The sequence below is a fragment of the Pelomonas sp. KK5 genome (genome assembly GCF_001984095.1).
Taxonomy (GTDB): Bacteria; Pseudomonadota; Gammaproteobacteria; order Burkholderiales; family Burkholderiaceae_C; genus KK5.
The window spans coordinates 1-13,924 of the sequence record NZ_LYVQ01000176.1; the positions used below are offsets into that span (position 1 = coordinate 1).

A 13,924-nucleotide genomic window follows, 5' to 3' on the forward strand; every position below is an offset into this window, starting at 1 on the left:
CCGCGCGCACCGGGGCGATCCGCTGCAGCGTGCCGGCGGCCAGGGCGGTGGCGGCGTCCAGCGCCTCCTCGGCGCCCGGGTCGCCGCGGCGGATGCGCAGCCGCGCGAGCGCCAGCAGCGCCATCAGCCGGCTGATCGCCGAGCTTGCGGGCCGGTCGACCACGCTGGCGGCCCGCATGCCGGCCTCGTCCCACAGGCCCGACTGCAGGCAGCACAGCGCCAGCCAGGCCTGGGCGTAGTGGGCGGCGGCGTCCAGTTCCCGCTCGGCCGCGAAGTCGGCGCCGCGGCGCAGCCAGGCCATGCCGTCGGCATAACGCATCAGTTCGCCGGCGGCGGAGCCGAGGTTCATCAGGGCCTGCGCGGCGATCGGGGCATGGCCCTCGGCCAGGGCCAGGTCCAGCACCTCCTGCATCTGGCGGCAGCCGGCGTCGTAGTCCAGGAACATCAGCGCCGTGCCCAGCGTGCTCAGCGAGGCCAGCTGGCGCAGCCGGTCGCCCCCGGCCAGCGCGAGCGAACGGCGCGCCCAGTCGACGGCGGCCTCGCACTCGCGGTTGAGCATGCGCAGCGCCGCCTCGGTGCCGTAGACGGCGGCGGTGGCGCCTGACGGGCTGCCTCCGTGCTGCTGCACCAGCGCGATGGCGCGTGCGCTCGCCGCATCGGCTTCGGCATTGCGGCTCATGTGCACGTACATCATGGCCAGCCGCGAGAGGTTGAGCGCGCGGATTCCTTGGGGCTGGCCGTCGAGCAGGGCATCGAGCCGCTCGCGCGCGGCGATGGCCTCGTCGATCGCGTCGATGCGCTGACCCAGGTCGGCGAAGGCCTCGAGCCAGCGGGGCAGCATGGCCGGCTCGGCATGGGCCAGCGCCGCGCGGTAGTGGCGCGCCGCCTCGCGCAGCGAGCCTCGGGCCAACGCGGCTTCGGCGGCCAGCGGGACATGGCGCCGGATCTCGGCGGCATCGTCGGCACCGAGGGCGTGGTGCGCCAGCCGGGCCGGTGCGACGCCGCCGTGCGCCGCGAGGGCCTGCAGCAGCCGCGCATGCAGGGCCTGCGGCCCGGCCAGCGTGGCCTCGATCGCCGTGCGCGCCAGCTCGTGGCGGAAGGCGAGCGCCTCGGGCCCGTCGGTGCGCAGCAGGCCCGAGTCCAGCGTCTCGGCCAGTGCGTCCAGGTCCGGCAGCACGGCGGCCAGCAGCCAGCGCTCGATGCGGCCCGGCACCAGCGCCGCGGCGCCCAGCAGCTGCCGGGCCCCGGCGCCGAGGCGGGCGAAGCGGGCCAGCACGAGATCCTGCACGCTGCGCGGCAGCTCGGTGGTGCCGTGGCGCAGCAGCTCGGTCACGAAGAAGGGGTTGCCCTGCGTGGTGGCGTGCAGCGCCGCGGGATCGCGCAGCGCGCGGCGCGCCAGCAGGGCGACGCCCGCGGGCGTGAGCGGCGCCAGCTCGATGCGCTCCGCCTGCGGCAGCTCGCCGAGCAGCCGGCGCAGCGGATGGGTGGCGCCGAGCTCGTCGTCGCGGTAGCTGACGATCAGCAGGGCACGGGTGCCGGCGATGCGGCGGCCGAGGAACTTGAGCAGGTCCAGCGTGGCCTCGTCGGCCCAGTGGGCGTCCTCGACGACGAAGAGCAGCGGCGCCGCGCGCAGCCCGGCCAGCACCGCATCGAACAGCGCGGGCCGCGGGCCGTCCAGCAGCGCGGCGAAGGCGGGAGCGGCATCGCGCGCCACATCCAGCAGCGGCGCCAGCGGCAGCGGTGTCTGCAGCGCATCGCAGCCGCCCCACCAGACCGGGCCGGCGGCTTGCCCGTCCGGCTGGCGCAGCATCTGCAGCAGCAGGCTGGTCTTGCCGATGCCGGCCTCGCCGGCCAGCAGGGCCACGCGGCCTTGCCCGGCCGCGGCCTCGCGTCGCAAGGCCTGCAGGCGGGCCAGCGGGATGTCGCGCTCGACGAGCTCGTGCATGGATGAGGCCTCCGCGGGCGGGTCCAGGTCCGGTCAGTTTACGTATCGATAATCCCGCGATGCACCTTTCACGTTTCCTTGCCGTGCTCCTTTGCGGCGCTGCCGCGCTGGCCCATGCCGGTCCCGACGAGGCGCTGCTGGCGGCGGCCCAGCGCGAGCAGCCGCTGCTGGTGGCCAGCCTCGAGCAGTTCTGCAATATCGAGAGCGACAGCCGCAACGAGGCCGGCCTGGCGCGGATGGCGGAGCTGCTGGCGGCGCGCCTGCGCGCGCTGGGCGGGGAGGTCGAGCTGCTGCCGCTGGGCGAGGTCTACCGGATGGAGGACACGCCCGAGCGCCCCGGCCGCAGCGTGCGCGCCGTCTTCCGCGGCACCGGCACGAAGAAGCTGCTGCTGATCGCGCACATGGACACCGTCTACCCGAAGGGCACGCTGGCGCGGCAGCCCTTCAAGCAGCAGGACGACCGCATCTACGGCCTCGCCGTGGCCGACGACAAGCAGGGCCTGGCCGTGGTGCTGCATGTGCTGGCGATGCTGAAGTCAGTCGACTATCGCCGTTATGGCGAGATCACCGTGCTCTTCAACGCCGACGAGGAGATCTCCTCGCCCGGCTCGCGCGAGGAACTGATGCGCCTGGCCGCGCAGGCCGACGCGGTGATGTCCTTCGAGGGCTCGGGCGCTTCCAATGACAAGCTCTCGCTGGCCACCGCCGGCATCGCCTCCGCGACGATGACCGTCTACGGCCGCGCCGAGCATGCCGGCGGCGCCCCGCAGGACGGCGTCAACGCGCTCTACGAGATGGCCCACCAGGTGCTGCAGATGCGCGACCTGACCGACCCGGCGATCGGCCTGCGCCTGAACTGGACCATGGCCAAGGCCGGCGTGGTGCGCAATATGGTCCCGCCGCTGGCCACGGCCGAGGCCGACATCCGCTCGCTGCGCCTGCGCGACTACCTCTCACTGGAGAAGACGATGCAGGAGCGCATCCAGTTCCACCTGCTGCCCGAGGCGCAGGTGACGCTGAAGTTCGAGCGCCGCCGCCCGCCGCTGGAAGCCACCGAGGCCTCGCGGGCGCTGGGCGCACGGGCCAAGGAACTTTACGTGGAGGAACTGGGCCTGCTGCTGAACGTGGACGACCAGGCGGAGGGCGGCGGCACCGATGCGGGCTTCGCCTCGGTGAAGGCGAAGGGGCCGGTGATCGAACGCTTCGGCCTGCGCGGCGCGGGGGCGCACGGCAGCGACAACGAGTACGTGCTGGCCAGCTCGATCGTGCCGCGGCTGTACCTCGCTGCAAGGGTGATCCAGCTGGTCTCCGGCACTCCGTAGAAACCCAGGGTTACGGAAGTCAGGCCCGATGGGCACTGGTGTATCGTCGCGCCTTCGCAAAATCTCCCGTGCTGGACCCGTCCTCATGAAGCGCTTCGCCCTGGCTGCCCTGACCCTTGCTCTCGGACCTGTTCTGAGTCAATCCGCCCATGCCGCCGAAGGCATGTGGATGCCCAAGCAACTGCCCCAGCTGGCCAGGCCGCTGAAGGCCACGGGCCTCACGCTGGACCCGGCGAAGCTGGCCAGCCTGACCGAATACCCGATGTCGGCCGTGGTCTCGCTGGGCGGCTGCTCGGCCTCCTTCGTGTCGCCGCAGGGCCTGGTCGTGACCAACCATCACTGCGTCTACGGCAGCCTGCAGTACAACTCGAAGCCCGAGCGCGACCTGATGAAGAACGGCTTCCTGTCCAACTCGCTGGCCGAGGAGCTGCCCGCGGCGCCAGGCACGCGCGTGCTGGTGACGGTCGAGGCCAGCGACGTGAGCGCGCAGGTCATCGACGCCGCCGCCGCGAAGCTGCAGGGCAAGGCCCGCATCGACGCGATGGAGAAGAACGAGAAGGCGCTGGTGGCGGCCTGCGAGGCCGAGCCCGGCTACCGTTGCAATGTCAACAGCTTCTTCGGCGGTCTGCAGTACCAGCTGATCAAGCAGATGGAAGTGCGCGACGTGCGCCTGGTCTATGCGCCGGCCGGCGGTATCGGCAACTTCGGCGGCGAGACCGACAACTGGATGTGGCCGCGCCACACCGGCGACTTCGGCTACTTCCGCGCCTATGTCGGCCGCGACGGCAAGCCCGCCGACTACAGCCCCGACAACAAGCCCTACCAGCCCAAAAGCTTCCTGAAGATCGCCTCCACGCCGCTGAAGGACCAGGACTTCGTGATGGTGGCCGGCTACCCCGGCCGCACCAACCGCCTGCGCCTGCCTTCGGAGGCCGACTTCAACCTCGGCTTCCTGCAGCCCGCCATCATCAAGGCCTACGGCGAGGAGCTGGAAGCCATCGCCGCCGCCACCGACAAGCGCCCCGACGCCGCCATCGTGATGGCCAACCGCGTCAAGGGCCTGAACAACACGCTGAAGAACTACCAGGGCCAGGACGCCAGCTACCAGGGCAGCGACATCCTCGCGCGCAAGCAGCAGGACTTCGCCGCGATGAAGAAGTGGGTGATGGCCGATGCCAAGCGCCGCGCGCTCTACGCCGCCGACATCGAGCAGGTCGAGCAGCTGCTGGCCCAGCAGCAGGCCACCGCGCGCAGCGAGTTCCTGCTGCGCTTCACCTCGCCGGCGCTGCTGAACTCCGCCCGCACGCTGGTGCAGCTGGGCCATGAGCGCGCCAAGCCCGACGCCGAGCGCAAGAGCGGCTACCAGGAGCGCGACATGCTGCGCCTGCGCCAGGGCCTGCAGGCGCTGGACCGCCGCTATGACGAGACGACCGACAAGGCCGTCGTCGCCCACTTCCTGGGGCAATACCTGACCCTGCCGGCCGAGCAGCTCAACGGCGCCTTCCTGAAGGCGCTGGGCGTGGCGCCCGGCATGGATGCCGCGGCGATCAAGGCGCGCCTTGACGCGCTCTACGCCGGCAGCCAGCTGAAGAGCATGGCCGAGCGCCTGCAGTGGCTGGCTCGCCCGCTGCAGGGCCTGGAAGCCAGCAACGACAGCTTCGTCGGCGCCGCCGTGGCGCTGTATGCCGACGACGAGCGCCGCGAGACCCGCGACAAGGAACTCGCCGGCCGCCTGCAGCAGGCCTATGCCAACACGATGGCCGCGCAGATCGCCTTCAAGGCCAGCCAGGGCCAGATCGCCTATGCCGACGCCAACAGCACGCTGCGCGTCTCCTTCGGCAAGGTCACCGGCCGCACGCCGGGCCGCGACGGCGAAGCCTGGCAAGCCTTCTCGACGCTGCGCGGCATCGCCGCCAAGGCCACCGGCGAGGGCGAGTTCGACGCGCCCGCGACCGAGCTGGCGGCGATCAGGAAGCGCGACTTCGGCGGCTACCAGGTGGCTTCGCTGGAATCGGTGCCGGTCAACTTCCTGGCCACGCTGGACACCACCGGCGGCAACTCCGGCTCGCCGGTGCTCAATGGCAAGGCCGAACTGGTGGGCCTGCTGTTCGACGGCACGCTGGACGGCGTGATCGCCAGCTGGGACTACAACGACCGCATGAACCGCAGCATCTGCCTGGATGCGCGCTACATGCTGTGGACGATGAAGGTGGTGGACAAGGCCGACCGCCTGCTGAAGGAAATGGACATCAAGTGATGGACCGCCGCGCCTTCGTCTCGCTTGGCGCGGCACTGCTGGCGTCGGGCTGCGCGCCCGGCCTGCGCCGCATCGAGCTGGGCCAGGAACTGCAGGCGCTGGTCGACGACCCGCTGACGCCGCTGTCGGGCCTGTCGGTGCTGGTGCAGCGCCAGGGCCGGGTGCTCTACGAGGCGCAGTTCGGCCGCCGCTGGATCGCGCCCGCGGCGTCGGGGAAGAAGGATCTGCCGATCGACGCGGACACGATCTTTCGCGTCGCCTCGATCAGCAAGCTGGTGCTGGGCCTGGGCGTGATGCGGCTGGTCGACGCCGGCCGGCTCGACCTCGAGGCGGACATCGGCATCGCCCGCAACCCGAACTTCCCGGACGCGGCCATCAGCACCCGCATGCTGCTGAGCCATACCAGCTCGCTGACCGATGCAGGCGAGCTCTACGTCCCGGCCGGCCAGACGATGGCGGCCTTCCTGGCGCGCCCGGACTGCTGGGCGAAGACGAAGCCGGGCAGCTACTTCCAGTACAGCAACCTCGCCTACGGGCTGCTGGCCGCCGTCATCGAGCGCGCCTCGGGCCAGCGCTTCGACGTGTACATGCAGCAGCAGGTGCTGGGTCCGCTGGCGATGCAGGGCGGCTACGACGCGGCCCAGCTGGCGCCCGAGCAGCTCGCCCAGGTGGCCACGCTGTACCGCAAGCAGGATCCCGCCACCGAGCGCTGGAACGCCGCCGGCCCCTGGATCGCCCAGGCCGACGACTTCCGCGCCGAACCGCCCAAGCCGATGGAGGGCCTGGCCGGCTACCCGTTGGGCAGCAACGGCTCGCTGTTCGGTCCGCAGGGCCGGCTGCGCACGCGGGTGCGAGACCTGGGCACCGTGGCCGCGATGCTCGCCAGGGGCGGCGCTTTGGCCGACGGCAGCCGCTTCCTCAGCGAAGCGAGCGTCAGCGCCATGACCACCGAACTCTGGCGCTTCGACGAAGCGGCGAAGAACGGTGACAACCTGGGTGGCGAGTTCCAGGCCTGGGGCCTGGGCCTGCAGCACTACATCGACCGCAGCGCGCCGCACTGGGGCGACCGGCTCGTGGCCGAGGGCGGCCTGCAGGCCTGGGGCCATCTGGGCTTCAGCTACGGGCTGCAGGCCGGGCTGATGTTCGACCCGGCGAGCCAGGCCAGCATCGTCTATGTGATCGGCGGCCACGCGGCCGAGCCGGGCACGAACCGCGGCCGCTATTCGAGCTACCCGGCCTGGGAAGAACAGGTGCACCAGCGGCTGTGGACGGCCGCGCTGGAGAAGCAGGCATGAAGACGATGATGAAGCGCCTCGCGATGGTGGCCGCGGCCCTGCTGCTGGCGGCCTGTGCGCAGGTCGGGCCCTCGCAGCCACCGCTGGCCTGGCAGCAGCGCACGCCGGGCCTGGCCTATCTGCAGTTCTCGCCGCTGAAGGACAGCGTCGTGCACGTGCTGCGGGTGGACCTGCGCTCGCCGGGCATCCAGGTGCTGCTGTCGGCCCAGGCCGAGCGTGGCGAGCCGATGAGCGAGATGCAGACGGCGATCGACTCGCTGGCCGGCGTCAACGCGTCCTTCTTCACGAAGGACTACACCCCGGTCGGCTGGACCCTCAGCAACGGCGAGACCTGGCTCGCGCGCCTGGAGACCGAGACCAGCCCGCTGCTGGTCTGCGACGTGGTGCCGAGCTGCGAGATCCGGTTGCACGGCCCCTTCGCCCATCCGGAGCCGCGCTGGCGCACCGCGGTGGCCGGCAAGCCCTGGCTGGTCGACGAGGGCCGCGCACGCACGCCGGCCGACGACGCCGCCTGCAGCAACGCCGGCTTCTGCGCCAAGCCCCATCCGCGCACGGCGGTGGGCCTCGACGCCGAGGGCCGTTTCATGTTCCTTGTCGTCGCCGAAGGCCGCCGGCCGCCGGTGGCGGGCCTGACGCTGGCCGAGCTGGCCGGCGTGATGCAGCAGCAGCTGGGCGTCCGCACGGCGCTGAACCTGGACGGCGGCGGCAGCAGCACGCTGTGGCTGGACGGCAAGGGCATCAACGCCCGCCCGCTGAACGAGCCGGCGATGCGGGCCGTCGCCAACGCGCTGCTGGTCCGCCAGCAGATGCCGCTGAAGTAACTCGTTAGCGCGACGCTTGACCCTGACGCTACGTCAGGGTTCATCATCGCGCTCCATGGCAAACGAATACACCGTCGGCGAGCTCGCCAGGCGCAGCGGCATCACCGTCCGCGCGCTGCACCATTACGAGAAGCTGGGCCTCTTGCGCCCCAGCGGCCGCAGCGAGGGCAACAACTACCGCCGCTACGGCGATGCCGACGTGCAGACCCTGCACCGCATCCTCGCCTACCAGCAGATGGGCCTGGCGCTGAAGGACATCGCCCCGCTGCTGGGATCCGAGGCGCCGCCGCTGGCCGAGCTGCTGGCCCGGCAGATCACCCAGGCCGAGGCCGAACTGGGCCGGCAGCAGAAGCTGCTCGCGATGCTGCGCCGCGTGCACGCGCGCGCCAGCGCCGGCGGCCCCGAGCTGACCGACCACCTGCTGGCCCTGATGACCGCCCGGCGCAGCTATGAGCGCTGGTTCAGCGAAGAGGAACTGGAGCAGGTGCGCCAGGCCCAGGAGGCCTTGGGCGAGGCCGGGATCGCGCGCTTCCGCGCCGCCTATCAGGCCCTGCTTGACGCCATGCGCAAGCTGGCCGGCCAGGGCGCCGACCCGGCCGGCCCGGCCGTGCGCCCGGTGGCGCTGCAATGGATCGAGCTGACCCGCGGCATGCCCGACAGCGAGGAGATGCGCCGCAAGGGCCGCGCGATGTTCGCCGCCGAGCCCGAACTGCTGAAGGGGTCCGGCTTCACGCTGGAACTGCTGGACTTCCTGGACAAGGCCGTCGAGGCCGCCCGCAAGGAGACTCAGGCATGACTGCAACGACGATGGCATCCGGCGCCGCAGCCGGCCGCGGCGTCCTCTGGGCCGACCGCAACTTCCGCCTGCTGCTGGCCGGCGGCACCGTCTCGCTGCTGGGCGACCAGTTCACGCTGACGGCGCTGCCCTGGCTGGTGCTGCAGCTCACCGGCGACCCGCTGGCGCTGGGCGTGGTGCTGGCGCTGCTGGCGGTGCCGCGGGCGGTCTTCATCCTGATCGGCGGCGCGCTGGTGGACCGCCATTCGCCGCGCACGGTGCTGGTCGCGTCCAAGGCGGTGCAGGGCGGGCTGCTGGCCCTGCTGGCGCTGGCGCTGCAGGGCGGCTGGCTGACGCTGCCGCTGGTGAACGCCTTCGCGCTGCTGATGGGCCTGGCCACCGCCTTCAGCCACCCGGCAGGCAGCGCACTGCTGCCGCGCTGCCTGCCGCCGGCGCTGGTGCGGCCGGCCAACGGCCTGCTGATGAGCGCCGGCCAGCTGATGATGCTGCTCGGGCCCTTGCTGGCCGGCGGCATGGTGGCGGCGCTGCATCACGGCGGAGCCGCACTGCCGGATGCGCATGGGCTCGCGCTGGCCTTCGGTGTCGACGGCGCGAGCTTCGCCTTCTCGGCGGCGACGGTGCTGGCGCTGAAGGGCGTGCTGGTCCCTGCGCAGGCCGGCCCTGCGCGCGGCGGCCTGCTGGCCGACGTGGCCGAGGCGGCGCGCGCCTTCTGGGCCGATGTGCCGCTGCGCGCGGTGTGCCTGTATTTCGCGGCGGTGGCCTGCTTCGCGGGCGGGCCGGTCTCGGTGGCGCTGCCGGTGCTGGCCCAGCATCTGCCGGGCGGGAGCGCGGCCTCGCTGGGCCTGCTGCTGGCGGCCAACGGCGCGGGCGTGCTGGCGGGCATGGCGCTGTCCGGCATGCGTCCGGATTGGAGGTTAGGCACGCTGGGCCGCACCATGCTGGCCATCGACGCGCTGGCCGGCCTGGCCTTCGCCGCGCTGGGCCTGGTGCACGAGACCTGGCAGGCGGTGGCGCTGCTCGCGCCGCTGGGCCTGCTGCTGGGCTTCGTGCGGGTGGCGGTGTTCAGCTGGATGCAGAAGCGGGTGCCGCCGGCGATGCTGGGCCGCACGATGAGCCTGTTCCTGTTCATCATCATGGGCCTGACGCCGCTGGCCACCGCGGCCGCCGGCGCGGCGCTGCGGGTGCTGAGCCCGGCCGCGCTGTTCGCGGCGGGCGGGGCGGCGCTGATCGTCGTGGTGATCGCAGGCGCCGTGCTGACGCCGATCCGCGACGTGGACGATCAGGCCGGGTAGGTGCCCGGCAGCAGGATGCTCTTGTCGACGTCCGCGATCCTGGTGCGGCCGCAGAAGGCCATCGTGATGTCCAGCTCCTTGTGGATGATCTCCAGCGCCCTGGTGACGCCGGCCTCGCCCATGGCGCCCAGGCCGTAGAGCATCGAGCGGCCGATGTAGGTGCCGCGCGCGCCGAGGGCATAGGCCTTCAGCACGTCCTGGCCGGAGCGGATGCCGCCGTCCATGTGGACCTCGATGCGCGAACCGACCGCGTCGACGATCGCCGGCAGTGCGCGGATGCTGGACTCGGCGCCGTCGAGCTGGCGGCCGCCGTGGTTGCTGACGATCAGCGCGTCGGCGCCGGAGGCGGCGGCGAGCTTCGCGTCCTCCACGTCGATGATGCCCTTGATGATCAGCTTGCCGCCCCAGCGCTTCTTGATCCACTCGACGTCGGCCCAGCTGAGCTGCGGGTCGAACTGCTTGGAGGTCCACTCGGACAGCGAGCCCATGTTCTCGACGCCGCTGACATGGCCGACGATGTTGCCGAACTGGCGCCGCCTGGTACCCAGCATGCCCAGGCACCAGCGCGGCTTGGTGGCCAGGTTGATGAGGTTGGCCAGCGTGGGCTTGGGCGGGGCGGAGAGGCCGTTCCTGATGTCCTTGTGGCGCTGGCCGAGGATCTGCAGGTCCAGCGTCAGCACCAGCGCGCCGCATTTCGCGGCCTTGGCGCGGTCGATCAGGCGCTCGATGAAGCCGCGGTCGCGCATCACGTAGAGCTGGAACCAGAAGGGCGCCTTGGTGTGCGCCGCGATGTCCTCGATCGAGCAGATGCTCATCGTCGACAGCGTGAACGGGATGCCGAACTTCTCGGCCGCCCTGGCCGCAAGGATCTCGCCGTCGGCGTGCTGCATGCCGGTGAGGCCGGTCGGCGCGATGGCCACCGGCATCGCCACGTCCACGCCGATCATCTGCGTGGCGGTGCTGCGGCCCTCCATGTTGACGGCGACCCGCTGGCGCAGCTTGATCGGCTGGAAGTCGGTTTCGTTGGCGCGGTAGGTGGACTCGGTCCAGCTGCCGGAGTCGGCGTAGTCGTAGAACATGCGCGGCACGCGCTTCTGGGCCAGGACGCGCAGGTCTTCGATGCAGGTGATGGGAGCGGGCATGGGCGGGTGTGGCGAATGGATCCGCGGATGCTAGCGGCGCGGCGGCGGCGTGGGTCGGAATTGTGTTCAGCCGCCGGCTGAAGATTCTTCACGCGCCATCGCCATCGCCGTCGTCATCGTCATCGAGCAGCAGGCGGCGGCAGTGGGCGCGCAGCCAGGCCTCGAAGTGCGCGGCACCGGCGCTGTCCGCGGCATGGCGGACCAGGCCGTAGTGCTTGGCCGCGGGCACCGAGATCCGCGGGAACAGCCGGCGCAGCGCGCCGCTGCGCAGCAGCGGGCCGGCCAGGCTGGGCCGGGCCAGCGCCACGCCGTGGCCGCAGGCGGCGGCCTCCAGCGTCAGGCCCAGGTCAACATAACGGTTTCCCTCGACGGGCTCCTGCGCCTCACCCAGGCCGGCGGCGCGCAGCCAGGGCAGCCAGGGTTCGAGCGGCGTGCGCAGCAGCGGCGCATGGGCGAGCAGGTCGTCCGGCGTGGCCAGCGGGGGCAGGCGGGCGAGCAGCGAGGGCGCGGCCATCGGCGTCACGCGGTCGTGCATCAAGACCTGACCCTCCCTGTCGTCGAAGCGGCCGTTGCGGATCTCGACGTCGGCCGCCGGTGCGCTCTCGTCGAAGTACGGCGTGCTGAGCACCAGCTCCAGTTCCAGCTCGGGCCGCAGCGCATTGAAGGCGGGCAGGGCGGGCACGAGGATCTGGCGCGCGAAGGTCGGGGGCGAGCAGATGCGCAGGCGCTCGCGGCGCTGCTGCTCGCGCCGGTGCAGCGGCATCGCCGCAAGCAGGCCCAGCGCCTGGCGCACCTGCTCCAGGTATTCCTTGCCGGCGGCGGTCAGGACCAGCGGGTTGCGCGTGAACAGCGGCGTGCCCAGCAGGTCCTCCAGCGCGCTGAGGCGCTTGCTGACGGCGCTGGCGCTGACGTGCAGCTCCTCGGCGGCTCGCTCCAGCTGGCCCAGCCGCGCGGTGGCCTCGAAGGCGAGCAGTCCGTCGATCGAGGGGAAGCGCAGCGTGTCCATCGCGGCACTGTAGCGCCCGTCCAATGAGAAACGCCCGGCGGCGCCGGGCGTTTCCTGATGAAGCCGAAGCGGGAAGATCAGCTGCGGCGGCGGCGGCCGGCCATGCCGGCGCCCAGCAGCGCCACGCCCACCAGCGCGATGCTGGCCGGTTCCGGCACGCTGACGATGATGGCCGAGCGGGCTACTTCCTGGCCGTCGCTGTAGGCGACCAGCGCGAAGCTGTACTCGCCGGGCATGCCCGGGTCGAAGTTCAGGTAGTCGGGCGCGTTGACGGCGCCGCCGTCGACCGTCAGGAAATTCATGCCCAGGTTCCAGGAGTCCTGGTACGGGTTGGACGGCAGCTGGCGGCCGGAGATGGTGATGACGCCCATCGCCGAGTCGTCGGTGTCGGCGCCCGGATCCATGTCGTAGAACAGCTTGTAGGTGTAGGCCGAGGCCCTGGGGCCGCCGACATAGAAGTCGAAGTTCCAGAGCGCGTAGTTGGTGTCGCCGCCGGGCGGGGGCGTGAAGGCGCCGTTGGTGGCGTAGAAGACGCCGGCGCCGTTGTTGGTCAGCGCGGGGCTGCTGAAGCGCGGCGTGGCGATCATGCCGAGCGTGACGTCGGTGGCGCCGCTCGTCGGATTGATCACATAGCTGATGGCCGACGGATCGTTCGGGATGCCGGAGCCGCCATAGGTGGCGCCGTCGAGCTTGCCGAAGGTGTCGTAGCTCGGGGTGATCGGGGTGGCGAAGGCGCTTGTGGCAGCCAGCAGCAGGCCCAGTGTGGTGATCGTCTTGGTCATGTCTCGGATCCTCGGGTTAGGTACTACATCAGCCGGCGGTCAGTAAGCAAACACGGTGCCAATCCCGAAGTGTTGGGGGGCTTCCTATAAAAATCAATGATTTACCACTGATTTGGGGCGGTTTGCGCACGATCTCGCAGGACCGGAAGATGCCTTGTAAAGCCGATCGACACTTTTGATAGGGTTCAGAAAAGCTCGAGGTTCTCGGGCGCCGGCGTGGGCTCGCCCGCCGCGGCGGAGCGCCGCGTCGACGACGACGCGGCCTGCCGTTCGCCGGCATGCGAGAGCTTGCCGATGCGCACGCCCAGCAGGCGCAGCCGCTTGTCCAGCGGCACCCGCTTCAGGCATTGGCCGGCGGCATGGCGCAGCGAGGCGAAGTCGTCGATCGGGGCGTCGAGGGTCAGGTCTCGCGTGACCGTGACGAAGCCCTCGAAGCGCAGCTTGATGCCCACGGTGCGGCCAACGTAGCCCTTGCGCTGCAGGTCGCCGGCGAGTTGCTCGCACAGCCGGGTGAAGATGGCGCTGAGCTGGGCGCGGTCGTGCACCGCATGCAGGTCGTGCTCGAAGGTGGTCTCGCGGCTGATCGAGACGGGCTCGCTGTAGGTGACGACCGGCCGGTCGTCGCGCCCATTGGAGGCCTCGTGCAGCCAGTGGCCGTAGCTCTGGCCGAAGTGCTCGAGCAGTTGCGCGAGCGGCGTGGCGGCGAGCTGGCCGATGGTCTCGATGCCCAGCGCCTGCAGCCGGGCGCCGGCCTTCGGGCCGATGCCGTTGATCTTGCGCACCGCCAGCGGCCAGATGCGCGTCTGCAGCTCGGCGGCGGTGAGCAGGGTGATGCCGTCGGGCTTGTCCAGCTCGGAGGCGATCTTGGAGAGCAGCTTGTTCGGCGTGATGCCGATCGAGCAGGTGAGGCCGGTGGCCTTCAGCACCGAGTTCTTGATCTCCCGCGCCACCGAGCGCACGCCGCCCAGCGGGTCGTGGCCTACCGGCTCGCGGATGCCGGGCACGTCGGACAGGTCGATGTAGATCTCGTCCACGCCGCGGTCCTCGATCACCGGCGCCACCTCGGCCACGGCCGCCTTGAACAGCCGCGAGTAGCGGCGGTAGGCGTCGAAGTCGGTGGGCAGCAGGATGGCGTCGGGCGCGCGCAGCGCGGCCTTCATCAGGCCCATGGCCGAGAACACGCCCAGGTCGCGGGCGGCGTAGGTGGAGGTGGTGACGACGCCGCGGCCGGTGTAGTCGCGCAGCCGGAAGTAGCGGCGGGTGCCG

General features: G+C 71.4%; 11 protein-coding genes. 6 read left to right on the forward strand and 5 right to left on the reverse strand.

What is annotated here, in order from left to right; genetic code table 11:
• On the reverse strand, positions 1 to 1,945 hold a 1,945-nt coding region (locus B0W88_RS22925), incomplete at its 3' end, for an AAA family ATPase (protein ID WP_077036946.1).
• A 59-nt stretch (positions 1,946 to 2,004) separates the two neighbouring features.
• Here B0W88_RS22925 and B0W88_RS22930 point away from each other — a divergent pair.
• The 6 genes from B0W88_RS22930 to B0W88_RS22955 all read left to right on the forward strand — a co-directional run bounded on the left by B0W88_RS22930 (position 2,005) and on the right by B0W88_RS22955 (position 9,728).
• The gene (locus tag B0W88_RS22930; RefSeq protein WP_077036947.1) at positions 2,005 to 3,267 is read left to right on the forward strand and encodes a glutamate carboxypeptidase; all 1,263 of its coding nucleotides are present in this window, start codon (positions 2,005 to 2,007) and stop codon (positions 3,265 to 3,267) included.
• 85 nt (positions 3,268 to 3,352) lie between these two features.
• Positions 3,353 to 5,524, forward strand: a complete 2,172-nt coding sequence (locus B0W88_RS22935; RefSeq protein ID WP_077036948.1) for a S46 family peptidase — start codon at positions 3,353 to 3,355, stop codon at positions 5,522 to 5,524.
• The gene (locus B0W88_RS22940) at positions 5,524 to 6,819 is read left to right on the forward strand and encodes a serine hydrolase (RefSeq protein ID WP_077036949.1); all 1,296 of its coding nucleotides are present in this window, start codon (positions 5,524 to 5,526) and stop codon (positions 6,817 to 6,819) included. The genes B0W88_RS22935 and B0W88_RS22940 overlap by 1 nt, the downstream gene beginning before the upstream one ends.
• Positions 6,816 to 7,640: a phosphodiester glycosidase family protein gene (locus B0W88_RS22945; protein ID WP_077036950.1), complete on the forward strand. Its 825-nt coding sequence runs from the start codon at positions 6,816 to 6,818 to the stop codon at positions 7,638 to 7,640. The genes B0W88_RS22940 and B0W88_RS22945 overlap by 4 nt, the downstream gene beginning before the upstream one ends.
• A 55-nt stretch (positions 7,641 to 7,695) precedes the next feature.
• Complete coding sequence (locus tag B0W88_RS22950; RefSeq protein ID WP_077036951.1) at positions 7,696 to 8,436, forward strand: MerR family transcriptional regulator; 741 nt, start codon at positions 7,696 to 7,698, stop codon at positions 8,434 to 8,436.
• Positions 8,433 to 9,728 (forward strand): MFS transporter, encoded by a 1,296-nt coding sequence (locus B0W88_RS22955; protein ID WP_233151817.1) that lies wholly within the window; start codon positions 8,433 to 8,435, stop codon positions 9,726 to 9,728. The genes B0W88_RS22950 and B0W88_RS22955 overlap by 4 nt, the downstream gene beginning before the upstream one ends.
• Here the strand turns inward: B0W88_RS22955 and B0W88_RS22960 are convergent.
• The 4 genes from B0W88_RS22960 to B0W88_RS22975 all read right to left on the reverse strand — a co-directional run.
• A complete protein-coding gene (locus B0W88_RS22960; RefSeq protein WP_077036953.1) occupies positions 9,716 to 10,870 on the reverse strand; it encodes an alpha-hydroxy acid oxidase in 1,155 nt (384 codons plus the stop codon). The genes B0W88_RS22955 and B0W88_RS22960 overlap by 13 nt on opposite strands.
• An 88-nt stretch (positions 10,871 to 10,958) precedes the next feature.
• On the reverse strand, positions 10,959 to 11,876 hold the full coding sequence (locus B0W88_RS22965) for a LysR substrate-binding domain-containing protein (protein ID WP_077036955.1): 918 nt from the start codon (positions 11,874 to 11,876) through the stop codon (positions 10,959 to 10,961).
• Between the two features lie 77 nt (positions 11,877 to 11,953).
• Entirely contained in the window at positions 11,954 to 12,658 is a 705-nt protein-coding gene (locus B0W88_RS22970) for a PEP-CTERM sorting domain-containing protein (RefSeq protein WP_077036954.1), read from the reverse strand.
• Between the two features lie 185 nt (positions 12,659 to 12,843).
• On the reverse strand, positions 12,844 to 13,924 hold a 1,081-nt coding region (locus B0W88_RS22975), incomplete at its 5' end, for a DNA polymerase IV (protein ID WP_083748999.1).